Source organism: Stenotrophobium rhamnosiphilum, assembly GCF_003052265.1.
Lineage (GTDB): Bacteria > Pseudomonadota > Gammaproteobacteria > Nevskiales > Nevskiaceae > Stenotrophobium > Stenotrophobium rhamnosiphilum.
The window spans coordinates 92970-117249 of sequence record NZ_QANS01000003.1 but is presented as its reverse complement, the minus strand read 5'-3'; the positions used below and the strand labels follow the sequence as shown (position 1 = coordinate 117249).

Annotated in this window: 26 protein-coding genes; 18 read left to right on the top strand and 8 right to left on the bottom strand. The window is 54.9% G+C overall.

Going from position 1 to position 24280, the window contains the following annotated elements:
* Positions 1-2 precede the first annotated feature (2 nt).
* Entirely contained in the window at positions 3-428 is a 426-nt protein-coding gene (locus CJD38_RS08070) for an HIT domain-containing protein (protein WP_107939834.1), read from the bottom strand.
* Positions 429-519: 91 nt separating this feature from the next.
* On the opposite strand from CJD38_RS08070, the gene CJD38_RS08065 reads away from it, so the two are divergent.
* Both CJD38_RS08065 and CJD38_RS08060 read left to right on the top strand, forming a co-directional pair.
* Positions 520-1167, top strand: a complete 648-nt coding sequence (locus tag CJD38_RS08065) for an NAD-dependent epimerase/dehydratase family protein (protein ID WP_107939833.1) — start codon at positions 520-522, stop codon at positions 1165-1167.
* Entirely contained in the window at positions 1167-2366 is a 1200-nt protein-coding gene (locus CJD38_RS08060; RefSeq protein WP_240783564.1) for a cation:proton antiporter, read from the top strand. The genes CJD38_RS08065 and CJD38_RS08060 overlap by 1 nt, the downstream gene beginning before the upstream one ends.
* 813 nt (positions 2367-3179) lie before the next feature.
* Here the strand turns inward: CJD38_RS08060 and CJD38_RS08055 are convergent.
* The 5 genes from CJD38_RS08055 to CJD38_RS08035 are packed head-to-tail and all read right to left on the bottom strand — an operon-like array spanning position 3180 to position 6704.
* Positions 3180-4058, bottom strand: coding sequence for a PPK2 family polyphosphate kinase (locus CJD38_RS08055; protein ID WP_107939832.1), 879 nt, complete (start codon positions 4056-4058; stop codon positions 3180-3182).
* 50 nt (positions 4059-4108) lie between these two features.
* Entirely contained in the window at positions 4109-4825 is a 717-nt protein-coding gene (trhA, locus tag CJD38_RS08050; protein WP_107939831.1) for a PAQR family membrane homeostasis protein TrhA, read from the bottom strand.
* Between the two features lie 2 nt (positions 4826-4827).
* Complete coding sequence (locus tag CJD38_RS08045) at positions 4828-5256, bottom strand: NfeD family protein (RefSeq protein WP_240783563.1); 429 nt, start codon at positions 5254-5256, stop codon at positions 4828-4830.
* Between the two features lie 13 nt (positions 5257-5269).
* On the bottom strand, positions 5270-6229 hold the full coding sequence (locus tag CJD38_RS08040) for an SPFH domain-containing protein (protein WP_107939829.1): 960 nt from the start codon (positions 6227-6229) through the stop codon (positions 5270-5272).
* Positions 6230-6278: 49 nt separating this feature from the next.
* Positions 6279-6704 carry a SufE family protein gene (locus tag CJD38_RS08035; RefSeq protein ID WP_107939828.1) on the bottom strand — a complete coding sequence of 142 codons (426 nt, stop codon included), beginning with the start codon at positions 6702-6704 and terminating at the stop codon, positions 6279-6281.
* Positions 6705-6769: 65 nt separating this feature from the next.
* Here CJD38_RS08035 and rph point away from each other — a divergent pair, with 65 nt between their 5' ends.
* The 8 genes from rph to CJD38_RS18905 all read left to right on the top strand — a co-directional run bounded on the left by rph (position 6770) and on the right by CJD38_RS18905 (position 13054).
* Positions 6770-7486 (top strand): ribonuclease PH, encoded by a 717-nt coding sequence (gene rph / locus CJD38_RS08030; protein WP_107939827.1) that lies wholly within the window; start codon positions 6770-6772, stop codon positions 7484-7486.
* A 4-nt stretch (positions 7487-7490) separates the two neighbouring features.
* Positions 7491-8090 (top strand): RdgB/HAM1 family non-canonical purine NTP pyrophosphatase, encoded by a 600-nt coding sequence (gene rdgB / locus CJD38_RS08025; protein ID WP_107940329.1) that lies wholly within the window; start codon positions 7491-7493, stop codon positions 8088-8090.
* A complete protein-coding gene (gene hemW / locus CJD38_RS08020) occupies positions 8077-9225 on the top strand; it encodes a radical SAM family heme chaperone HemW (RefSeq protein WP_107939826.1) in 1149 nt (382 codons plus the stop codon). The genes rdgB and hemW overlap by 14 nt, the downstream gene beginning before the upstream one ends.
* Positions 9226-9242: 17 nt before the next feature.
* A complete protein-coding gene (locus tag CJD38_RS08015; RefSeq protein WP_107939825.1) occupies positions 9243-9431 on the top strand; it encodes a CPXCG motif-containing cysteine-rich protein in 189 nt (62 codons plus the stop codon).
* A gap of 83 nt (positions 9432-9514) precedes the next feature.
* Entirely contained in the window at positions 9515-9733 is a 219-nt protein-coding gene (gene rpmE / locus CJD38_RS08010; protein WP_107939824.1) for a 50S ribosomal protein L31, read from the top strand.
* A 129-nt stretch (positions 9734-9862) separates the two neighbouring features.
* Entirely contained in the window at positions 9863-11125 is a 1263-nt protein-coding gene (locus CJD38_RS08005) for a malic enzyme-like NAD(P)-binding protein (protein ID WP_107939823.1), read from the top strand.
* Positions 11126-11145: 20 nt separating this feature from the next.
* Positions 11146-12441 (top strand): citrate synthase, encoded by a 1296-nt coding sequence (locus CJD38_RS08000; protein ID WP_107939822.1) that lies wholly within the window; start codon positions 11146-11148, stop codon positions 12439-12441.
* Between the two features lie 421 nt (positions 12442-12862).
* Positions 12863-13054 (top strand): hemin uptake protein HemP, encoded by a 192-nt coding sequence (locus CJD38_RS18905; protein ID WP_206362926.1) that lies wholly within the window; start codon positions 12863-12865, stop codon positions 13052-13054.
* A gap of 43 nt (positions 13055-13097) precedes the next feature.
* On the opposite strand, the gene CJD38_RS07990 is transcribed toward CJD38_RS18905, so the two are convergent.
* On the bottom strand, positions 13098-13700 hold the full coding sequence (locus tag CJD38_RS07990) for a hypothetical protein (protein WP_107939821.1): 603 nt from the start codon (positions 13698-13700) through the stop codon (positions 13098-13100).
* Positions 13701-13774: 74 nt separating this feature from the next.
* Entirely contained in the window at positions 13775-16189 is a 2415-nt protein-coding gene (locus tag CJD38_RS07985) for a penicillin-binding protein 1A (protein ID WP_107939820.1), read from the bottom strand.
* 175 nt (positions 16190-16364) lie between these two features.
* On the opposite strand from CJD38_RS07985, the gene CJD38_RS07980 reads away from it, so the two are divergent.
* The 8 genes from CJD38_RS07980 to CJD38_RS07945 all read left to right on the top strand — a co-directional run bounded on the left by CJD38_RS07980 (position 16365) and on the right by CJD38_RS07945 (position 24277).
* Entirely contained in the window at positions 16365-17450 is a 1086-nt protein-coding gene (locus CJD38_RS07980; protein ID WP_107939819.1) for a pilus assembly protein PilM, read from the top strand.
* Positions 17451-17453: 3 nt separating this feature from the next.
* On the top strand, positions 17454-18032 hold the full coding sequence (locus CJD38_RS07975; RefSeq protein WP_107939818.1) for a PilN domain-containing protein: 579 nt from the start codon (positions 17454-17456) through the stop codon (positions 18030-18032).
* Positions 18029-18679: a type IV pilus inner membrane component PilO gene (locus CJD38_RS07970; protein WP_107939817.1), complete on the top strand. Its 651-nt coding sequence runs from the start codon at positions 18029-18031 to the stop codon at positions 18677-18679. Before CJD38_RS07975 ends, CJD38_RS07970 begins: the two co-directional genes overlap by 4 nt.
* Positions 18676-19203: a pilus assembly protein PilP gene (locus tag CJD38_RS07965; RefSeq protein ID WP_107939816.1), complete on the top strand. Its 528-nt coding sequence runs from the start codon at positions 18676-18678 to the stop codon at positions 19201-19203. The genes CJD38_RS07970 and CJD38_RS07965 overlap by 4 nt, the downstream gene beginning before the upstream one ends.
* 20 nt (positions 19204-19223) lie before the next feature.
* Positions 19224-21317: a type IV pilus secretin PilQ gene (locus CJD38_RS07960; RefSeq protein WP_107939815.1), complete on the top strand. Its 2094-nt coding sequence runs from the start codon at positions 19224-19226 to the stop codon at positions 21315-21317.
* Positions 21318-21450: 133 nt separating this feature from the next.
* Positions 21451-21984: a shikimate kinase AroK gene (aroK, locus tag CJD38_RS07955; RefSeq protein WP_107939814.1), complete on the top strand. Its 534-nt coding sequence runs from the start codon at positions 21451-21453 to the stop codon at positions 21982-21984.
* A gap of 7 nt (positions 21985-21991) precedes the next feature.
* Complete coding sequence (gene aroB / locus CJD38_RS07950; protein ID WP_107939813.1) at positions 21992-23071, top strand: 3-dehydroquinate synthase; 1080 nt, start codon at positions 21992-21994, stop codon at positions 23069-23071.
* Between the two features lie 51 nt (positions 23072-23122).
* Complete coding sequence (locus CJD38_RS07945; RefSeq protein WP_107939812.1) at positions 23123-24277, top strand: deoxyguanosinetriphosphate triphosphohydrolase; 1155 nt, start codon at positions 23123-23125, stop codon at positions 24275-24277.
* Positions 24278-24280: the final 3 nt, after the last annotated feature.

The window sequence follows — 24280 nt, the reverse complement described above, 5'->3', positions numbered from 1 at the left end:
GCTTATGCGAGTTGCGAAGGTTCAAGATTAAGCAGCGTACGCAATTGCTGCAAACGTTCGTTGAGGGCGGCGCTGTCATAAGGCTGCGCGGGATGTTTTCCCCACACTGGGGCTGGCCAAGCTGGATCGCCTTTAAAGCGCACGATGTGATGAATATGAAGCTGCGGCACCATATTGCCCAGTGCGGCGACGTTGAGTTTGTCGCCAGCAAACGCCGTCATCAGTGTTTGCGAGAGCTGGGCGGATTCACGCCAGAAGCACAGCTGGTCGGATTCGTGCATTTGAAAAATCTCACGCAGGCCAGCGCGGCGCGGCACCAGAATCGTCCATGGATACTGGCGATCATTCATCAGCAGAAGACGACACAGCGGCAGATCGCCAATCAAAACGGTGTCAGCAGCTAATTGCGGATGCAGTTCAAAGTTCATATTAATGCGGTGCGGGTGGGTCGTGCGGGTAGGCGCATGATAGCGCGTGCCTCCGCTACACTTGGGCTCATTGAGATTATGGGAGCGCAATATGCCGCGCATTGCATTGGTAGCCGGGGCAACTGGCCTCGTGGGACAACTTTTGGTGCAGCGTCTGTTGGCCAGCGGCGCCTATGACCGCATTAAATTGCTGGCGCGTCGCGCGCTGTCGATTGATGATGCGCGCATCGAAAACGTCATTGGTGATTATTCAGATCTCGGCACGCTCGGTAAGAGTCTGCAGGCCGATGATGTTTTCTGTTGCCTCGGCACCACGCTGAAAAAAGCCGGCTCACGCGCTGCATTCGAGCGTGTGGATTATCAAATGGTGGTGGACCTCGCCCGCGCTGCACATGCACAGGGCGCGAAACAGTTTTTGGTGGTTTCGGCTGCCGGCACTGCAGAGCATTCGCCCTCTTTCTACAGCCGCGTTAAAGCGCATATGGAGCGAGATGTTTCTGCTGTCGGCTACGACGCGGTGCACATCGTGCGACCGGCGTTGCTGATTGGCGCACGCGAAGAATCACGACCGGCTGAGAAAATCAGCCAAATGATCATGCCCCTGTTCAATCCGTTGTTGATTGGCAGCATGAAAAAATATCGATCCGTGCGTGGAGAAGATGTTGCCGATGCGCTGCTGCAACTGGCTCGTCGTGAAACACGTGGCGTGCACATTCATCACCTGCCTTTGGGCGGCTAATGGCTATGGCTGCCGACACCGCCGTCTCTGCTGCTGAACATGCACAGCATTTATTGCTGGGTTTGTTTTTGATCTTTGCTGCTGCAAAGGTGATGGCAGAAGTTTTTGAGCGTCTGAGACAGCCTGCGGTTATTGGCGAAATTCTCGCAGGCGTTTTGATCGGGCCTTATGTGCTGGGCTGGGTAGAACCCAGCGAGATCACTCACACTTTGTCCGAGATCGGCGTGATTCTATTGCTGTTCTCCGTAGGGCTTGAAACCAAACCCGCCTCCATCATCAAAGTCGGAAAAACCGCGACGATTGTTGCCGTGCTCGGCGTTGTGTTGCCGTTCGCCGCGGGTTGGGGATTGATGGAGTTGTACGGCGCAACAAACATCGAAGGCATGTTTGTTGGCACTGCAATGGTCGCAACGAGTGTGGGAATTACCGCGCGCGTGCTTGGCGGCATGGGCATGCTCGGCGCCACTTCGAGCCGCATCATTCTTGGCGCTGCGGTCATTGATGACATTCTTGGTCTGTTGGTGCTTGCCGTAGTTGCGAGCATGGCCGCAGGCAGTACGGACTTCGTCAAAATCGGTACGACGGCTGGCTTGTCGCTCGGGTTTGTCGCGGTGGTTGCGCTATTGCTAGCGCCGATGTTGACGCGTCACGTGCCGCGACTTGGCGCAGGCGTTCGCATCAGCCACGCGGCCTTTGCGGCGTCGATTGTTCTTTGTCTCGGTTTGGCTGCAGCAGCGTCTTACATTGGTGTAGCTGCAATCATCGGCGCGTTTCTCGCAGGCATGGCGATTGCCGAAGTTTCTGAAGACAACCACGAACTCCACAGCCAGATTCGCGGCGTTACAGAATTCATGGTGCCGTTCTTCCTCGTCGGCATCGGCATGCAGCTCAACCTCACCATTTTTAACGATATGAATGTGGTGTGGATGGCGGTGTGGGTGACCTTGATCGCGGTAGTCACCAAAGTCGTCGGCTGCGGTCTCGGCGCGTGGTCGCTGGGTTTGCGAGGCGCTGCTCAAGTTGGCGTTGGCATGGTGCCGCGCGGGGAAGTCGGCATTGTTGTCGCCCAGATTGGATTGGGCATGGGTGTGATTAGTGAAAGTTTGTTTGGTGTGGTGTTGTTTATGGCGATTGCTACTACGTTGATTGCGCCGCCGTTCTTGAGGCCGTTATTTGCCCGGACTGGGGCGGCTGATTAGCACTGCCTGTTGTTCTTTGCAGTGGCGTATTTCGCTAAGGCGCGAGGTACTTTTCTTTTTGTGCCCACCAACAGTAGGCGCCTCTAGGCGAAGAAAAGTAACCAAAAGAAAGGGCGCCCTGCGACTACGCCGGAACAAAAAGCGTTCCCCCGCGGCCACTCCGTGGCGTTCGCTAGGCAATGAGTGCCACTGGCACTCATTGAAATCCCTAGCTCACTCTCGCACTGATCGGGGTGCCTGACAGGCCATCCATGGCCTGGCACGCAAGCTCGGCTCCTGCCTCGCCCGACGCAAGCGTCGGCAATTAACCGATCAGTGCTGTGATGCTCGGCGTTGTCGAAGGGAACCCGGTAAAGCAAAGCCACTTGTACATCGCATCAGCTAGCGAGCGAATGAGCCGTGATGCAGCTTTTCATGCGGATAAAAAATGCCGCGAACACTCTTACTGTTCTCAAGAATCGCTCAGGCCATTGAGGAGACTCTTTCCCCATTCACAGCAAGAGTCGCTTTGCTTTGGATGTCGGGCCCCTTCGGCAGCGCCGAGCATCGCAGTCTTGGTCGGTTAATAGCCGCGCGAGTAGCGCGGGCGAAGGCAGGATGCCGAAGCGTGCGTGTCTGGACAGGGATGTCCTGTCACGCACCCCGGCCAAGACGAGAAGCACAGGGAACTCCCACGTCTTTTTGTGGGAGCGCGTACGCAGGGTGTGTTTTCTTTGGTTACTTTCTTTGCACAAGCAAAGAAAGTAACTCGCGCCGCAGCGCGAAACACGACGCCTCAGTCAGAGCAGGCGCCAGCCAAAGAAGCACGCAGCGCTACTTGCCACTCAACAACTGCGCCTTCATCTCATCAAACTTAGCCAACTCTTCCTTCTCAAGCGTCGGATATTTCAAATCCAAGGACTTGAGTGTTCGCACAAGAATGTCCGCAACCGTCATCCGCATAAAAGATTTGCTGTCAGCAGGAATTGCATACCACGGTGCGTGTGGGCGTGAGGTGGCGTTGAGGGCGTCCTGATAGGCGGACATATAGTCCTTCCATAGGGCGCGTTCGCTGAGATCGCCGTATTCAAACTTCCAGTTCTTTGCCGGTTCGTCCAACCGCGCCAATAAACGATCGCGCTGTTCATCGCGTGAAACGTTGAGCCAGAATTTGAGAATCACCGTGCCATTGCGAGCGAGATGTTGTTCGTGTTCGCAGATCGAGTCGTAGCGTTGCCGCCACAGATCGGCAAGCTTCTTCGGGCGAAATGGCAGATTTTGTGGAATGAGAAAATCTGGATGCACGCGTACCGCCAGTACTTCTTCGTAATAGCTGCGATTAAAAACACCAAGATGGCCGCGTTGCGGGAGGCGCTGTGTGGTGCGCCAGAGAAAATCGTGAGCGAGTTCGGTTTCGCTGGGGCGTTTAAATGAGGTGACTTCGCAGCCTGCGGGATCGACACCTGAGAGTACGGCGCGAATGGTGCTGTCTTTGCCCGCCGCATCCATTGCTTGAAATACCAACAGCACGCTGTGTTGGCTGTGTGCATAAAGGATGTGTTGCAGTGGCGCGAGCTCTGCGACTAACTCAGTGAGCTTGGCTTTGCGCGCGGTCTTATCCGCAACATTTTTAGGCGGCTTAGTGGGCGCCTTGATCTGTGCGAACGTGCCGTCGAAAGGAACCAGATAAGGACTCGATACGGCTTTGAACATGAGGCACCTCTAGTCCGCATCGACGGCGCGGTTGTTATGAGCGCAAACCTTTAAGCCGCGACAGCAGGCGCTCCTGGAATGACATAGAGCAGAATTGCGAAGTAGTGAAACACGCTGCCGCCCAGTACAAACACATGCCAGATGGCGTGGTGGTAACGGAGACGTTCCATTACATAGAAAGCAACGCCGCCGCTATAAGTGAGACCGCCAGCCAGCAATAGCCACAAGCCGCCCGTTGGCATCGAAGCAAGTAAAGGTTTGATCGCGAACAGCACGCACCAGCCCATGCCGAGATAAATCGCTAGCGAAAGTTTTTCAAATTTTCCGGTGGCGAAAACCTTGAAGACAATGCCGAACAGCGCCAAGCCCCAAGTCACGCCAAACAAAATCCAACCCCAAGGACTTTGGCTCAGCGTGATGAGTGTGAACGGTGTGTACGTTCCAGCAATCAGCACATAGATCAGTGAGTGATCAATGACGCGCAGAATGTGTTTGGCGCGTGGATATTGAATGCCGTGAAACAAGGCGGATGCTGCGTACATCATCACCAGCGAAGCGCCAAAGATGGCGCTGGCAGTGACATGAACAACGTCGCCATACATCGCTGCGCGTGCAACAAGAATGGTGAGGCCGGCAATTGATAACACGGCACCAAGGCCGTGCGTGACTACGTGCGCAACCTCTTCGCCAACGCTATAGAGCTTGGTGCGAACTTCTGCGAGTCCGGCGCTAATATCTTCGACGAGGTGTGATTGCGACTGCGACATTTTTATTCCGCTAACTCTACTTTGAAGGTTGTGCCATCGACTTCGATGACGCGTACGCGACTACCCGCGGCTGTGTCTGGACCTGAGACGCGCCATTGGCTGTCATCCACATGCACTTTGCCCATGCCGTTGACGATGGCTTCACTCAACTCGAAAACGCGGCCGATATAAGAATGGCCGCGACGATTCAGAGTTGGTTTGTCGTTCTCAATCGTTGGGCGAAATTTGCGATAGGTGAAATAGCTGACGATCGACAGCACGCCAAACAGCACCAGTTCAATCTGCCAGTTGAGTGGCAGCAGCATGGTCAGCAAGCCGACTACGACTGCTGAAACGCCCATCCACAGCAAAACAAATTCGCTGGCGATCAGCATTTCTGCGCAGAGCAAGCCCAAGCCAAGAACCAACCAATGCCAGTAGAGCAAATCCATGCTGTTCTCCACGTTAAGGTTTGGTGATGCTCACGCCTGCGTTTTTGGCGAGTTCAGCAATGCCGCCGAGTGCGCCGATGACGCCGCCCGCTTCCAGCGGCATCAGCACCAACTTCTGATTCGGGCTGGTGGCGATCTGGCCGAGCGCTTCGATGTACTTGGTGGCAACAAAATAATTGACCGCCTGTACATCGCCTTTTGAAATCGCCTGACTCACCATCATGACGGCTTTGGCTTCAGCTTCGGCCTGACGTTCACGTGCTTCAGCGTCACGGAAAGCCGCTTCTTTGCGACCTTCTGCATCCAGAATCATCTGCTGCTTCTCGCCTTCGGCGGTGAGCACCTGTGCTTGGCGTGCGCCTTCTGCTTTCAGAATGGCGGACTGTTTCATGCCTTCGGATTCCAGAATCGAGGCGCGCTTGTCGCGCTCAGCTTTCATCTGGCGGCCCATGCTCTCAACCAGATCGGCAGGTGGGCGAATGTCTTTGATTTCGATACGCGTGACTTTGACGCCCCAAGGCGTGGTTGCGGCATCGACAACAGTCAGCAACTTGGTGTTGATGTGATCGCGCTGGCTCAACAATTCGTCGAGATCCATCGAGCCCATCACGGTACGCAGATTGGTCTGCGTGAGCTGCATGATGGCGAACTCAAGGTTCTGCACTTCGTATGCGGCTTTCGGCGCATCGAGCACCTGGTAGAACACCACGCCGTCGACGCCAACCATGGCGTTGTCTTTGGTGATGACTTCCTGTGAAGGAACGTCGAGCACCTGTTCCATCAAGGAAAGGCGGCGGCCGATGCGATCGAACCACGGCACCATCCAGTGCGGGCCGGGCGTGAACGTCGTGCGATATTTGCCGAAGCGTTCGATGGTGTATTCCATGCCCTGTCGAACGACGACAAAGCCTTTAAGAATCGTGACCAGTGCAAAAGCGACAAAGGCAAAAAAGACGAGATTTCCGATAGCCATACGCTGTTCCTTTACATTTTTTTAACAGGGGCCTGATTGTAGGCTGGATTTATGACGTCTGAGCGGCGGCATAGTTCGTTGCCATCGCGCGAATGCGCTCAACCATGGCGTAAAAACCGTTGCGGCGATTCATGGTGATGTGATTTTCGAGGCCGAGTCGGGTGAAGGCGGATTCAATATCCAGCGCCAGAATCTCTTGCGGGGTCTGATCCGAGCAGAGCTGAAACAGCAGCGCGATCAGGCCTTTAACCAAATGCGAGTCGGAGTCGCCCTGAAAGACGAGTTTCAGTGGCGGGCCCTGCTCCACCTGATGCGTCAGCCAAACCTGTGACATACAGCCACGGACCTTATTGGTCTCGTTATGGTCGGTTTCAGGCATCGGCGGCAGTTTGCGGCCGAGGTCAATAATGAAGCGGTAACGCTCCTCCCAGTCGCCAAGGAGCTCGAAAGTTTCTGCAAGATCATCAATGTTCATGGGGCTATTGTAGGGCGATGGCCTGTCTGGCCGTATACTTCGCGCCCATATTTGTAGGCTCTCCCATGTCTCGTCCCTCCGGCCGCACTCCCGACCAACTCCGCACTGTCACGATTGAACGTGGCTTCACCAAGCATGCCGAAGGTTCGGTATTAGTCAGCTTTGGCGACACCCGTGTGCTGTGTAATGCCACGGTTGAAGAGCGTGGCCCGTCGTGGAAGAAGGATGGTGGCGGTTGGGTAACGGCCGAATACGGCATGTTGCCGCGCGCCACCAACGACCGTAACCGTCGCGAAGCCGCACAGGGCAAGCAGAGCGGGCGTACACAGGAAATTCAACGCTTGATTGGCCGCTCGCTGCGCGCTGCAGTCGATTTGAATGCGCTGGCTGGTTACACAATCACGCTCGATTGCGATGTGCTGCAGGCTGATGGCGGCACGCGTACCGCGGCGATCACTGGCGCTTATGTTGCGATGGTTGATGCGATTGAAGTGCTGAAAAAGCGCGGCAAGCTCAAAGGCAATCCGATCCATGGCCAGATTGCGGCGGTGTCGGTGGGTATTTATAACGGCGCCCCAGTATTGGATTTGGACTACGCTGAAGACTCGGCTTGCGAGTGCGACATGAATGTCGTCATGAACGAAGCCGGCGGTTTTATCGAAGTGCAGGGCACGGCCGAAGGCCACGCTTTCCGCCGCGAAGAGCTGGATGAGTTGCTGAACTTGGCAACGACGGGCATTCAGCAATTGCTGCAAGCCCAGCGCGAAGCGCTCGGAAAATAAAATGATTAAGGAAGCCGTACTGGCCAGTCGTAACGAGGGCAAGCTCGCCGAGATGCAGGCGATGCTCGCGCCCTTGGGCTGGAAGTTGCGGCTCTTGTCGGATTTCACCGATGGCGGTGCTGATGAACCGGCATCCACCTTTGTCGAAAATGCGCTGCTGAAAGCGCGTCATGCTTCGCTGGTGTCTGGATTGCCTGCGATTGCTGACGACTCTGGCCTGCAAGTCGACGCACTCGATGGCGCGCCCGGCGTGTTGTCTGCGCGCTATGCGGGCGAAGGTGCAACCGATGCACAGAACAATCAGAAACTTCTGCAAGCTCTCAAAGGCGTGCCGGATGGCAAGCGCACTGCGCGTTTTGTTTGTGTGATGACTTTTCTGCGTGACGCTAACGATCCGCTGCCGATCATCGCGCAGGGTTTATGGCGCGGCTCGATTCTGAGCAACCCGCACGGCAACCACGGTTTTGGTTACGACCCGCTGTTCTATGTCGCTGAGCACAAATGCGCTGCGGCGGAGTTGGATGCTGCGGTGAAAAATAAAATCAGCCATCGCGGCCGTGCTGCCAAGCATCTTTATTCTTCACTCGTCGATGTCGGCGTCTGATCTCCCGCTATCGCTTTACCTGCATTTTCCTTGGTGCGTGCGCAAATGCCCGTACTGCGATTTCAACTCGCACGCCTTGCGTGGCGAAGTTCCGGAAGATGACTACATCGACGCGCTGTTGCGCGATCTCGATTTCGAACTCGAACGACAAGCTGAATCACGGCCGCTGCTGAGCATCTTCATGGGCGGCGGCACGCCGAGTTTGTTTTCGGGCCGCGCGATGAAGCGTGTGTTGAGTGAAGTGCAGAAGCGTCTCGTGTTTGCGGCGGATATTGAGATCACGCTTGAATCCAATCCGGGCACTGTTGATGAAGCGCATTTCGCTGAGTATCGCGAAGCGGGCATTAATAGACTGTCGATTGGCGTGCAGAGTTTGGACGCGGAGCGCCTCAAGGCTTTGGGTCGTATTCACGATCCTGCACAGGCGCGCCGCGCAGTAGAAATCGCGCGACGCTGTGGCTTCGACAATCTCAATCTCGACATGATGTACGCACTGCCGCAGCAAACTGTTGAGCAGGCGAGAACAGATTTGCAGGGCCTGATTGATCTGAAACCTGATCACATCTCTTATTACCAACTGACGCTGGAGCCGAATACGGAGTTCGCTGCTCGACCACCCGCACTTCCGGACGACGATGCGTCTTGGACGATGCAGGAACAGGGTCAGCAACTGCTCGCGGCTCACGGTTATCAGCAGTACGAGGTCTCGGCCTATGCGCAGACTGGCCGACAGAGTCGCCACAATCTCAATTATTGGGGCTTTGGTGATTATTTAGGCATCGGCGCGGGCGCTCACGGCAAGCGGACAATGAATGGTGAAGTCCGTCGCCGCGCGCGACAGAAGCATCCGCGGCTCTATCAGGAGCAAGCGGGGACTGCGGAGTCGGCGCAGGAAGATCGCGTGGTGGCGGCCAAGGAGCTTCCGTTTGAGTTCATGCTCAACGCGCTACGCTTGAATAGCGGCTTTGCCATCCCCACATATGAAGCTCGCACCGGGCTGGCTTGGAATGCCGATGCGACAGGCCTGGTGGAAGCGCGCAAGCTGGGTCTGGTCGAGGAAGGCGATGGCAAAGTCAGGGCGAGTGCGCTCGGACAGCGTCATTTAAATACTCTGCTGACGCTGTTTTTGGATTAGTTCGAGGACTTTTACGCATGCTCGAAGACGCGTTTGTCACCTGCCCAGCTTGCTGGGAGGAAATCGTCTTAGAGCTGGACTTGTCCGCCGGATCAGCGGTTTATACCGAAGACTGCTCAGTTTGCTGTCGGCCTATGGTGGTACGTCTTAACGTCGATGACGGCAGTGGCGAGTTCACTGTGATCGTCGCGGCAGAGGACGAATAGGCCAAAGAGTGGCTCAGGCCTTGCCGTATCTTGACTATTTCAGTAGACTGCGCGCCCTTTATTGTTTCGCCTGGACTTTAGCAATGAAACCCGAAATTCACCCCGGCTACGCAGACGTTGCTGTTAAGTGCAGCTGCGGTCACGCGTTCACCACGCGTTCCACTGTGACCAAGCCTTTGTTCTTGGACGTATGCGCCAACTGCCACCCGTTCTATACCGGCAAGCAGAAAGTTGCTGACGTCGGCGGTCGCGTGGACAAGTTCAACAAGCGCTACACCACCAAGAGCGCTACTGCCGCTTAATTGGCTGTCGCGGTTTGCATTTGTGCAAAGCCGCCTACGGGCGGCTTTGTCGTTTCGGGTGGGTTCTTTATCGCCACCCGCGAATATTCTCCACGCGTATCTGTGCAGATGGCACTGCGCTAAGAATTTATGACGAACGAAGAACTCAAAAAAGCAGCACTGGATTACCACGAGTTTCCCCGTCCGGGAAAACTCGGCATTGAAATCACCAAGGGCTTTTCGACGCCTGAGGAGTTGTCGCTGGCTTACACGCCCGGCGTCGCTGAACCCGTACTGGCGATTCAGGCGAATCCTGAAGATGCCTATCGTTACACCGCCAAAGGCAATCTTGTTGCCGTGATCTCCAACGGTACGGCCGTTCTGGGTCTTGGCGACTGCGGTGCCCTCGCCGGCAAGCCGGTGATGGAAGGCAAAGCGGTTCTGTTTAAGAAATTTGCTGATATCGACGTGTTCGATATCGAAGTCGACGCTAAAGAGCCGAAAGACTTTATCGACACCGTCGCGCGTATTGCGCCGACGTTTGGCGGTATCAATTTAGAAGACATCGCTGCGCCATCTTGTTTCGAAATCGAAGATGCGCTGATTGAGCGCCTTGATATCCCGGTATTCCACGACGACCAGCATGGCACCGCGATTGTGCTTTGTGCGGGTCTGATCAATGCCTTGGAACTGGTCGGTAAAAAGATTGAAGACGTGCGCATTGTCTGCCTCGGTGCAGGCGCGGCGGGTATCGCGTCGATGCGCTTGGCGGTGGATTTGGGCGCGCGCCGCGAGAACATGTTGCTGGTTGATCGCAAGGGCGTGATTCATCGCGACCGTGATGACTTCTCCAAGCTCAATAAAGAAAAACTCGAATTTGCTTCCGCAGCTTCAGCCGAGCGTCGTTCGCTGGCGGGTGCGCTGGCGGGTGCCGATGTGTTTATCGGCGTATCGGGACCTGGCCTGATGAAGCCGGAATGGCTGATGCTGATGGCGGAAAATCCGCTGATCTTTGCTTTATCGAATCCTGTGCCAGAAATTTTGCCGGAAGCGGCATGGTCCGTGCGTAAAGATCTGATCATGGCAACCGGCCGCAGCGATTATCCAAATCAGGTCAATAATGTCCTGTGCTTCCCGTTTATTTTCCGCGGAGCTTTGGACGTGCGTGCGCGTACGATCAATAGCGCGATGAAAGTGGCCGCTGTTAAAGCCATTGCTGAACTGGCAAAACAGCCAGTACCGCAAGAAGTGCTAGCGGCCTACCGTAAAAACTCGTTATCCTTCGGCCCTGATTACATCATTCCCAAGCCGATCGATCCCCGTCTGCGCGATATCGTCGCACCGGCGGTCGCTCGTGCAGCAGTGGATAGTGGCGCAGCCCGCTTGCCCTATCCGGCGCATTACCCAGTTTAGTTTTTGAGATGGAGAGCAGCATGAGTGACGCGAACTACAGTCTCGTTAATAACAATACGGGCGAGAAGATTGACCTGCCAGCCATCAAAGGCACGCTGGGCCCTGTCGGCTTGGATGTCGGCAAGGTTTATGACAAACAGGAAGTCTTCACTTACGACCCGGGCTTTACGTCGACTTGTTCGACCAAGAGCGCGATTACTTATATCGACGGCGACAACGGCATCCTGCTGTATCGCGGCTACCCAGTCAGCGAACTGGCTGAGCACTGCACCTTCATCGAAGTTGCATACTTGATTCTGAACGGCGAATTGCCGAATGCAGAACAGCTGGCCAAGTTTGACTCCAGCATTCGCAAGCACACGATGATCAATGAAGGCCTGAAGAGCTTCTTCAACGGCTTCCATTACGACGCGCATCCGATGGCTATGCTGACGGGCATCGTCGGTTCGATGTCCGCGTTCTATCACGACACCACCAACAACAAAGATCCGCGTCACCGCGAAATCTTTGCGCACCGCATGATCGCCAAGATTCCGACGATCGCTGCTGCTGCTTACAAGAAATACTACGGCCAGCCGTTCATGTATCCGCAGAACCACATGGACTACAGCTCAAACCTGTTGCACATGATGTTTGCTGTGCCAGCCGAGCCGTACAAGATTGACCCAGTTATCGCCAAGGCGCTGGATGTGCTGTTCATCCTCCACGCTGACCACGAACAGAATGCTTCGACCTCGACCGTCCGTATGGCCGGCTCGACCGGCACCAACCCTTACGCTGCGGTTGCCTCAGGCATTGCTGCGCTTTGGGGCCCTGCACACGGCGGCGCTAACGAAGCTGTGTTGCACATGCTGGAATCAATCGGCACCAAGGACAACGTTGCTTCGTTCATGGCCAAGGTCAAGGACAAGAACTCCGGCGTTCGCCTGATGGGCTTCGGGCACCGCGTGTACAAGAACTTCGACCCACGCGCCACGATCATTCGTGAGCAGTGCCACAAGGTTCTCAAGCACCTCGGCAAGGAAAACGATCCGCAGCTGGAACTGGCGATGGAACTCGAGCGCATCGCGCTGTCCGACGATTACTTCAAGGACCGCAAGCTCTACCCTAACGTCGATTTCTACTCCGGCATCATCTACAAGGCCATCGGCATCCCCGTGAACATGTTCACGCCGATGTTCGCCGTGGCTCGTACCGTGGGTTGGGTGGCGCATTGGGCGGAAATGGTTTCCGATCCTACGATGCGTATTGCTCGTCCGCGCCAGGTTTACACCGGCGCTCCAGATCGCAAGGTTCAGCCGATCGCTTCGCGCTAAAAGTTGCTAAGTTGTATCTAAAAGCCCTCTTCGGAGGGCTTTTTTTATGGCCATGGATGGCCGGCATGTCGCGGGCGCAGGATGCGCGCGAGCGACAGATGAACAGGGAAGTTCTGTACCTCCGCGGGCGCATGGTGAGGGCAAGGATGCCCGAAGTAGAGCAACGCAGGAGCAGTTGCCGGATGCGCAGGAGCGGAGGTGTTCGTGCAGCGACGCCCATTCCTTAGTGGCCGCGCAGGAACGGGGTTGTTCGTGCAGAGATGCCATCTACAAGTGGCCGCGCAAGCGTGGAGGTGTCGATTCAGAGAAGAAACGTCAAAACAGCTAAATCAGCAGCCTTAATTTGTTGAGAATGATTATTATTTGAATTATGCTGAGAACAACTTAGCACTATCCACAACAAGTCTTCAGGAGCTGCGCTTTGACCATACTGCAAAAAAATATTGTCCAATCCCCGCGCGTTGGCCAAGCGAATGCAAACAGCCGAAGCCCGCAAGGCGAAATTAACAGCCGCGCCCTACTGGCAGGAATGGACTGCATCCCAATTCGGCATGGCGACAATGTGTATTGGCTGCGCGCCACGCGACAGGGAAAACTTTTGCTGACCAAATAAGGCTCGTTGCTTCGAGCGCTCAGGTGCTTTTGCGAGCACAGGTTTAACTGTTTTCGAGCAGGTTTTGTACCGCCGCAAGATCAAGGCGCTTGTAGCTCAGGCCGTCAGCGGGATTCAGCGGCGGACGTCGCTGATCGTCAATCGGGAAAATAGCGACATCGACGCCAATGCCATCAGCGTCAAAACTCGCCAATGGAATTTCATGTTCCTGACCGTTGGAGTAGCGATAGCGGCGGTCACCGAGCTCATAGTGAATGCCGCGATCTTGTAGAAAAACATCCAGCGTTTCTGCCTTTTCGTGGAAGGCATGGAGTTGTACGTGATGCGTCGCATTGATGGCGCCACTTACTGCGCCGCCGACTAAACGCGGCTGAAAATCGGCCAGCCATTTCATCGCCTGCACTGCCGTGCGACGTAGGCGCGCTAAATGCTCGGTGTATTCCTCGCCACCAAACAAGCGCTGATATTCGAGCACTGCCTGCTGCACGGTGGCGTTGTCGGGCAAAGAAGCGCGTGAGCCTAAGCCAAGTCGTTCCGCGGCCTTTTGCTTGGCCAAGCGATAGTCGGTGACCTGCTCTTCACAAATCACTCTGGCTGCTTCCTGCGCTATTTCGTAGTGCAACAAGCCACTGCTCTGCGTGCCCATCGTTGTCACTCAGCTAATTAACGTCGTCCGTGATTGGAGGAGATCATAGAGGCTAATCTGGAAGATGCTAAGAACTAAAAAAGATCCTCTGCTGCAGATTTTTCTTTCGGTGCTTCAGTTCCGCTATCGGCAGCCGGAATGCGATCGGCCTGAACGGTTTCAAAGATGGCGTTTGCGTCATCGGCATCCGCCAATTTGCCGGTCAGTGGATCAATGCGGACATTGGCCAAACCGCTGGGGCGAGGAAGTCTTTCTTGCGGCACGCCTTTGAGCGCGACGCGCATGAAGTCCATCCAGATGGGCAAGGCCGCGCGGCCGCCGACTTCGCCACGGCCCATGGGCGTGGGCTGATCAAAGCCGACCCAGGAAACGGCGACCAGATCTTTCTGGAAGCCATTGAACCAAGCATCAGTTTCGTCATTGCTGGTGCCGGTTTTGCCGGCGAGATCGCTGCGTCCCAATGAATTCACGGCCGCCGCGGTGCCGCGCACGGTGACGTCATGCAGCATGTCGGAGATGAGCCAGATCACTTGCGGATCAACGACGCGTGGCGCAGAGCCAGCGGTAGACAACGGCGCAGCTGCTGGAGGTGCTGTCGCTGTGGGATTGGCTGGTGCGGTGCCATCTGGAGCGGGTTCAGCAGGCGGTGGAAGGCCGCAGCTGGAGCAAGCGACCTTAGGCGCAGCTTTTAAAAGAACTGCGCCCTTGGCATCACGAATCTCGCGAATAAAATAAGGGCTGACCAAGAAGCCGCCGTTGGCAATCGTGGCGTAGCCGCGCGCCAGCTCTAGTGGCGTGTACACCGCGGTGCCTAGCGCAAGTGTCAAATCGCGTGGCATGCGGTCGGCAGGCAGGCCGAAACGTGGGATGAATTCACGTGCGGTGTTGATGCCTAAAGCCATCAGGATGCGAATCGAAACGAGATTGCGTGATTGCACCAGCGCTTCGCGCATACGCATCGGGCCATTGAAGCTGCCGCCATAATTTTCAGGACGCCAGGCAGACTCCAAATTTGGGTCGTCAAACACCACCGGAGCGTCGAGAAATACCGAGGCAGGGGTGTAGCCGTTTGCGAGTGCGGTGGCGTAGAGGAAGGGCTTAAATCCGCTACCGACCTGACGACGCGCCTGAGTTGCGCGGTTGAATTTGCCTTGGAAGAAATCGTAACCGCCGATGAGGGCCTCAATAGCTCCGTCCTTAGGATCGAGCGCAACAAACGCACCCTGCACTTGCGGCACCTGCGCCAACCTCCAGCGTTCACCGACACGTTTAATGCGGACGATATCGCCGGGCAGCAGGGTTTTCTTGGCGGAAAAATTCGCCCACTTAAAATCATTCTGAGCCACGCTGACGCGGCCTGTGCGGGTCAGTAATTGCAGCGTGTCGGCGGTAAATGCAGTGACAACGGCAGGAACTAAGCCGGACAAGAGAGGGCGCTCGTCGAGCGCCAAGTCGATTTTGGGGCTGCCGGCCGTCAGCAGGGGAATCAAATCCGGCGTCAATTTGGCTTCAGCACCGCGATAGCCGTGGCGCTCGTCGTAATCGAGCAGCGAGCGGCGCAATGCGGCGTTGGCGGCAATCTGACGGTTGGCGTTGATGGTGGTGATCACGGTGAAGCCACGGTTGTAGGCGTCTTCTCCATATTTGGTGAACATCTCTACGCGCACCATTTCCGCGACGTAGTGCGCATCGACATCAACCGCCATATGCGCGGGTCGCACGACCACCGGCGAGGCAACTGCGGCGGTGTATTCCTGTTTGGTGATGTAGTTCAATTCGAGCATGCGACGCAGCACATAATTACGACGTTCTGCCGCACGCGCAGGGTTTTTGACCGGGTTATTGGTTGAAGGTGCCTTGGGCAGGCTGGCAATGACCGCGATCTCAGATAGGGTTAGATCTTTGACGTCTTTATCGAAATAAACCTTAGCCGCAGCGCCGACGCCATAGGCACGTTCGCCTAGGTAAATCTTGTTGAGATAGAGCTCGAGAATCTCTTCTTTCGTCAGTTCGCGCTCAATTTTTTGTGCGAGCAGAATTTCGCGAAATTTACGCGTAAATGTCTTTTCGCTGGACAGAAAAACGTTGCGAGCCAACTGCATCGTGATCGTGCTGCCGCCCTGCGCTTTGTCTCCAGTCGTAGCGAGTTTGACGCCTGCGCGCAGTAATCCCATGTAGTCCACGCCAGAGTGCTGGAAAAAATTAGCATCTTCAGCAGCGAGGAAGGCTTGAACCACCTTGGGCGGGAGGGCTTTGTACTTGAGCAGGGCGCGGCGCTCTGCGCCAAATTCGCCGATTAACTTGTTGTCTTCGGTATAGATGCGCAGCGGCACGGAGAGCTGTAGCTCGCGCAGGCTTTCTATCGACGGCAGGTCAGACTCAAGGCTCGCCCGTCCGGCATAAACGCCCGCAGTGCCCAAGATGACTACGATAGCGGCTAGCCAAGGGGCCAGTCGGAGTGCTTTTTGGTAAAGCTCAGAAGATGTCATGGATCCCTAGTCTGTAAGCGGGAGATTACAAGATAGCTTTGAGACTACTATCAGATAGTTGGACGCAGAACTTCGTGTTGCATTGTAGGAAGATTGGGTTATATTAAAGGTTCAAAGCGGGCGGGGCATTAACTGCCAGCATATAAATAAACATATAACGATGCGGTGAGGCGGTATGTCCATCATGCAATCGCTGTTGGGTGGGGGTAGTCAGACATTGATCGGATTGGACATTAGTTCCAGCGCGGTCAAGCTTTTGGAGCTGGGGAAAAAGGGTGACAAGTTTCAGGTCGAAACTTACGCCATTGAGCCTCTTCCGCCAAACGCAGTCAACGACAAACAGATTATTGATCCGAAGGCAGTCGGCGAAGTTATCGCACGCGCTGTAAACCGGGCTGGGTCGCGTGCCAAGCATGCGGCCGTGGCTGTGGCTGGTGCTTCGGTTATCACTAAGATTGTGCAGATGCCCAGCAATCTCTCTGAAAACGATCTCGAAGCGCAGATCAAAGCAGAAGCCGATCAATACATTCCCTACCCGATTGATGAAGTAAACCTGGACTTCCAGGTCATCGGGAAAAGCGAAAAGATGGGCGATATGGTTGACGTTCTGCTCGCGGCTTGCCGCAAAGAGCAGATCGAGCAGCGCTGCGCCGCCGTGGAAATTGCTGGCCTTAAGCCGATGGTCGTGGATATCGAATCCTACGCCTTGGAAAATGCCTGCCAGTTCCTACGCTATCAGATGCCGGACGAAGGCAAAGATAAAACCATCGCGATCGTTGATATTGGCTCTAGCAATACTTCTGTATTGATCCTTCACGATATGAAGACGGTCTATACGCGCGATCAGGCTTTTGGTGGCAAACAGCTCACCGAAGACATCATGCGGCATTACGGCATGTCGTATGAGGAAGCACTGCGCGCGAAGCGTAGCGGCAATCTTCCAGAGACTTATAACGAAGAAGTGTTGTCACACTTTCTCGCAGACATGGCACAGCAGGTTGATCGCTCGCTGCAGTTTTTCTTTTCTGCCGCGTCTCAGTACAGCAGCGTTGACCAAGTCATTCTTGCTGGCGGCTGCGCGCACATTCCTAACGTTGAGAGTTACATCAATCAGCGTTTGCAGATTCCGACGGTGGTGGCCAAGCCCTTTGCACGCATGGGGGTTTCATCCAAAGCAAAACCACCGATGCTTGCCAAAGACGAAGGTGCCATGTTGATCGCCTGTGGTCTGGCCTACCGCGCTTTTGACGAGGCGAGGTAAGTCATGGCAATCAAAATAAACCTATTAGATTGGCGCCAAGAGCTACGCGATTCGCGCAAGAAGCAATTTCTGTCATTGCTAGGCCTGAGCTCCATTGCAAGTGCAGGCTTGGTTCTGTTGGGAATGCTTTTGGCCAGCGAAGCGATTGATCACCAGAACGGTCGCAATGCGTATCTCAAACAACAGATTGCTGAGACTGAGAAAAAGATCAAAGAGATTCAGGATCTCGAAAAAACTCGAGCCAGCTTGCTCTCGCGTATGCGCGTGATTGAACAGCTGCAAGCGAGCCGTTCGGCAACAGTGCATTTCTTCGATGAGATCGTAAATACTATTCCTGAAGGTATTACGCTGAGCTCAATCAAACAGAACGGAACGAACGTCAGCATTGAGGGCACTGCTGAGTCCAACGGCCGAGTTTCAACCTACATGAAAAACTTAGAGGCTTCTGAGTGGTTTGCAGAGCCAAGGTTGGTTGTGATTTCTACCAATCCAAAAGACAAACTGCGCAAGAGCACGTTCTCGCTGCGAGTCAAAAATCTGACCAAGGCAACGCCTAAGGACAATGTGGAGGGCGCAGAATGAATCTCCAGCAGATCATTGACGAACTCCAGTCTTTAGATGCGCAGAACCCAGGCGCTTGGCCAGCTTGGGCGCGACTGTCAGCCGTTATTCTCGCCGCGATTATTATTCTGGCGGCAGGCACGTGGTTTTTAATCAAGCCAGAAATGGAAGAGTTGGACGCTGCGAAAGCGCAGGAGCAAGGCTTACGCACTGAATTTGTGGCGAAGCAGGAAAAAGTCGCTGCACTTGATGCCTATAAAGAGCAGCTTGAAGAGATGCGCAAATCGTTTGGCTCGATGCTGCGTCAGCTTCCGAGCAAGACCGAAGTACCTAGTCTTTTGAATGATATTTCGCAGACGCGTATTGCTTCGAGTCTGGAAGAAGAATTGTTCAGACCGCAGGGCGAAGTGCCGAAAGATTTCTATGCGGAGATGCCTAATCAGATCATCGTGATTGGCACTTACCATGAAATGGGCGCTTTTGTGAGCGGCATTGCAGCGCTGCCTCGTATCGTGACGATTGATGATGTTGAAATTCGTCCGGCTGGCAAAGGTGGCACTGGCAATGAAATGAGAATGCAGGCCTTCGCTAAGACCTATCGTTATTTGGACGATGAAGAAGTCGCTGCGAGAGCGCCAAAACCTAAAAAAGGTAAGGGCAGAAAATGATCTCTAATATTCTGCTAAGAAGTACTGCGGTCTTGATGGTCGTCAGCCTGTCGGCATGTTCGATTGGCATGAGCGACTTGGAAGAATTTGTTGCGCAAGAAAAAGCCAAGAAATCGACCAAGATCGAGCCGATTCCGCAGATCAAACAGTACGAAGCGTTTGCCTATGTTGAAAATGGCCGACGTGATCCATTTGTTTCAGCTGATCCAGATCGGCGCCCGGCTGGCGCGCCTGGAGCTGCGGGTGCTTTAGCGCCAGATATCCATCGCAACCGCGAAGCGTTGGAAGAATTTCCACTGGATGGACTTCGCATGCTCGGCATTATTCAAGCTAATGGCAAGACCTACGCTTTGGTTCGGGCGCCGGACAAAATTGTTCACCGTGTTACGCGTGGGGATCACTTGGGCCAGAACTACGGCACCATCACAAAAGTGGACGATACGGAAATCAAGCTGACGGAAATTATTCCGGACGGTTTTGGCGGCTGGATGCAGCGCCTCGCTAGCCTGGCATTGGCGCAGTAGTCGCAAATAGGGAGCTTCAAATGGTGTACAAAACAATCATTCAAAAAGCCCAGACTTTCAGCTCTCGTGTGTTCTTGGGATTAAGCTGCTTGTTCTTCGCAACGGCTGCATCGGCCGAGGCAAGTCGCAGTCTGCAGTCCGTCGATTTCACGTCGCTTGAAGGCGATCGTGTGCTGTTGACGCTGACGCTGTCGGAACCCGCACCTGAGCCGGTCGTTTTTACAATCGATAAGCCAGCGCGTTTGTCGTTGGACTTGCCCGACACGCGCTTGGAACTGGCGGATCGTTTCCGCAAGATTGGCGTGGGCAAGGCAGTGTCGCTTGCTGCGGCTGAAGCTAAAGACCGCACGCGTCTCGTGGTTGAGCTCACCGAGCTGACCCAGTACAGCGTCCGCGTTGATGGCAATCGTGTTCTTCTTCAACTGGGCAGCGGTGTCTCCGCTGCCACAGTAGGGCCAAGCGTCGCGAGCAATGTTTCGGTTGCTGCGAGTAAGCCCGAGCCTAAAATTTCTAATGTTGATTTTCGTCGTGGCGAAAAGGGTGAAGGCCGAATCGTTGTGACGCTGGTGGACGTTCGCACGCCTGTGGACGTTCATGAGGAATCTGGCAAGGTCATCGCAAAATTCAAAGGCGCAACGCTGCCTGACAGTCTGATTCGTCGCTTGGATGTCCTCGATTTTGCAACGCCTGTGAAGTATGTTGATGTGCGCCGCGATGGTGTTAGTAGCACGATCGCCATCACGCCTGTCGACAAGATGGCCTTTGAACAAGTGGCTTACCAGACCGGCAATATTTTTACGCTGGAATTGCAGCCGCTCACGCAAGAGAAGATAGAAGAACGTAAGAAGTTGCAGCCGCAGTACACCGGCGAGCGCATTAGTCTTTCGTTCCAGAGTGTTGAAATCCGCTCGTTGCTGCAAATCATTGCTGATGTCGCTGGCACCAATATGGTCGTAAGCGATAGCGTTAACGGCGACATCGCCATGCGCTTGCAAAATGTTCCTTGGGATCAGGCGCTGGACATCATTCTCAAGTCCAAAGGCTTGGGCATGCGCCGCCAAGGCAATGTCATGATGGTTGCGCCGGTCGGCGAAATTGCTTCGCGCGAAAAAGCTGAACTCGAAGCACAGAACCAAGCGGTGCAATTGGCGCCACTGCGTTCGGAAATCATTCAGGTTAATTACGCCAAGGCGTCTGATCTGAAATCGCTGATCACCAGCGATAAGTCGTCGTTGATGTCGGATCGTGGCCGCGTCAGTGTTGACGACCGTACCAACACGCTGATCGTTCTGGAAACCAGAGACAATATCACCGAAATCCGTAATCTCGTGGCGCGTTTGGATATTCCAGTGCGTCAGGTGTTGATCGAATCCAGAATTGTGATTGCAAATGATGATTACAGTAAGGAAGTCGGTGCGAGGTTTGGCGTGCAGGCTGTCGATGTCAGTAACATCACCGGAGGAAGTGTTGTCACCTCGGGCAATTCAGCGGGTGTAACGCACATAGTGAATGGCGACCCCATATTAGTGCCGTCCGATTTCAACGTTAATCTTCCTGCGGCAGGCGGTGCTGGTATCGCGCTGGCCATTCTGGGAGCGAACTACGGGATCGATCTGGAACTGTCGGCGATGCAGACCGAAGGCCGTGGCGAGGTTATTTCAACTCCGCGAGTCATTACCGCAAACGGTAAAAAGGCCATCATTGAACAAGGTCAGGAAGTTCCTTTCCAGAGTTCTAGCGCCAACAATGGCACTAACGTTCAGTTCAAGAAGGCAGTGCTTTCTCTGGATGTAACCCCACAAATCACGCCAGACAATCGCGTGCTAATGGATTTGGAAGTGAAGAACGATTCTATCGGTCAGATCATTCAAGGCAACCCTGCGATTGATACCAAGCGCATCACCACTCAAGTGCTGATCAAGACTGGCGAAACGGTGGTGTTGGGTGGCGTTTATCAACAAACCAACAGCAAGAACACGTCGAAAGTGCCATTGCTCGGCGATATCCCCTTGCTGGGTGTGCTGTTCCGCAATGACCTAAACAAGGCCAGCAAGCGCGAATTGCTCATCTTCGTGACGCCTAAGATTCTGCAAGACGGGCTCAAGGTTAACTAAATTCTTGGCCATGGCCCCTCCGTGCGATTTCGCCGGAGGGGCCTTTCTTTTTGACCCTTGGATAGCCCGGCTCCGTTATACTGGCCATTGTTCACGGGCAATCCGCTTTGGCGCGCCCGCTTAATTCCAAAAAATGGCCAATAAAAGCAATATCTTCCTGATCGGCCCTATGGGCGCGGGCAAAACAACGGTAGGCAAGCGCCTGGCCGATACCCGTGGCATGGAGTTTGTCGATAGCGACCAGGAAATTGAGGCCCGCACCGGCGTTGATATCGCCTACATCTTCGAAAAAGAAGGTGAGGCCGGATTCCGCAAGCGCGAGCGCGGCATCATTGCTGAGCTGACTGGCCGACAGAACATCGTACTGGCGACCGGTGGTGGCGCTGTTTTGGAAGCGGAAAACCGGCAGGCCCTATCTGCACGTGGCTTTGTGGTTTATCTACATGCCAGCGTAGAGCAGCAGTTGGCGCGTACCGCCCGAACTGAAAATCGCCCGCTTCTGCAGAACGCTGTGGATCGACGCGAAGTTCTGGATCAGCTATTCGCATTTCGCGATCCCTTGTACCGTGAAATCGCCGACCTCCTTTTACAAACGGATGGCCGTAACGCGCGAGTGCTGGCGCGTGATATTGAAGATCATCTAGAGCGCCCGGCCAGCGCAATTTAGTACGCATATGAGAACGCTCAACGTAGAACTGGGTGACCGTAGTTACCCGATCAGAATCGGCGCCGGCTTGCTGTCAGACCGCGCGCAGTTTGCTGAGCTCGAAAATCGCAAAATCAAAATCGTGACGGACGCCAATGCGGGCCGTCGCTATCTGCCGACCCTGCTCTACACCTTGGCACTTACGCCGGAAGACGTTCTGGTTTTGCCCGCGGGCGAAACCCAGAAAACCTGGACAAGCGCTGAAAAAATTCTGGATTGGTTGCTCGCGAGCAACTTTGGCCGCGACGGTGTTCTGATTGCACTCGGCGGCGGCGTGATCGGCGACATGGCCGGTTTCTGCGCAGCGCTGTATCAGCGCGGCATCGACTTTGTTCAAGTTCCGACCACACTTTTGTCGCAGGTTGATTCTTCCGTCGGCGGTAAGACCGCAGTCAATCACCCGCGCGGCAAAAACATGATTGGCGCGTTTCACCAGCCCAAGTCGGTGATTGCGGACATCAACACGCTCAAGACCCTGCCGCCGCGTGAGCTGGCCTCAGGTCTCGCAGAAGTCATCAAATACGGCATGTTGGCCGACGCTGAATTCCTCAAGTGGATTGAGCAGAATCTCGACAAGATGCTGGCGCTCGATGCTGAAGCGCTGACCAAAGCCATCTACCGCAGCTGTGAGCTCAAAGCCCGCATCGTTGCGCAAGATGAGCGCGAGTCCGGCCCGCGTGCCTTGCTCAATCTGGGCCACACCTTTGGCCACGCCATCGAAACCTTCACCGGTTACAGCGAATGGCTGCACGGCGAAGCCGTCGCGGTTGGTTTGTGCATGGCTGCAGATATGTCGACTCAAATGGGTTGGCTGTCGGTCGATGACGCGCTGCGTTGCACCTCGCTGATTCAACGCGCAGGTTTGCCGACGCGCCCGCCTGTTGGCATGACGCCAGAAGATTTCCTCGAGTTGATGGGCCACGACAAGAAAGTCGCCGCTGGCAAAGTGCGCCTCGTGCTGCTGCGCAAGCTTGGCGTGTCAGTGCTCTCCGCAGACTTTGACGAAAAAGCGCTGCTAGCCACGCTGAAACATTTCACTACGCCCTAGCGCAGACGGTTTAAATTGCGGCTAGAGCGCGTTTTCGGCTCTAATCACTGCATGAACGCCTCACTCGCCGTATACGCCGCTGACACTAACAACTCACGCGGCCGCCGCTATCCCGAAGCGCCTCCCGGTTATCGCAGTGAATATCAGCGCGATCGTGATCGCATCATTCACTCTGGTGCCTTCCGTCGTCTTGAATACAAGACGCAGGTTTTCGTTAATCACGAAGGCGATCTATTCCGCACGCGTCTGACGCATTCCTTGGAAGTGGCGCAGATCGCGCGCACCATCGCACGCACGCTTTCGCTTAACGAAGATCTCTGCGAAGCGATTTCACTCGCACACGATCTCGGCCACACCCCTTTCGGTCACGCCGGACAAGACGCACTCAATCCTTGCATGCGCGCTTATGGTGGTTTTGAGCACAACGCGCAATCGTTGCGCGTCGTCGATGAGCTCGAAGACAAGTACGCAGATTTTCGCGGACTCAATCTCACCTTTGAAACGCGCGAAGGCATTCTCAAACATTGCTCAAAAGCGCGTGCGCGTGATCTGGGCGATATTGGCGAACGCTTTCTCAAAGGTGGGCAGCCAGGTTTGGAAGCGCAGCTCGCAAATGTTGCTGACGAGATCGCGTACAACAATCACGACATCGATGATGGTCTGCGCGCACGTTTGCTGACGATTGAAGCCATGCGCGAAGTGCCGCTGTTCAAGCGACACCACGATCAAGCGCGCAAAGCCAACAAGCAGATGAACGCCAAGCAAGAGCGCCACGAAACCATTCGTCGCATCATCAACACGCTGGTGAGTGATCTCACCGAGACCTCACGCGCAGCACTGCTGAAAGCCAAACCGAAAGGCATTGAAGATGTTCGCGCACGCAAAAAACCTTTGATTGCTTACAGCGCTGAGACACAAGTCGAAAATCTCGCGTTGAAGAAATTCCTGCGTGAACATCTTTATAAGCACCATCAGGTTTATCGCATGACCGTGAAGGCGCAGCGCGTAGTGCGTGAGTTGTTTGCAGCGCTGATCGATGATCCACGCTTGCTGCCGCCTGGAAAATTTGAAGATGCGAAGGCGCAAGAAAAGCTGACAGGTAAAACCGGACGCGCGCGAGTTGTTGCGGACTACATCGCAGGCATGACGGATCGTTATGCCTTGGATGAGCACGAACGTCTGTTCGACCCACGTCGCCTGCGCTAAACC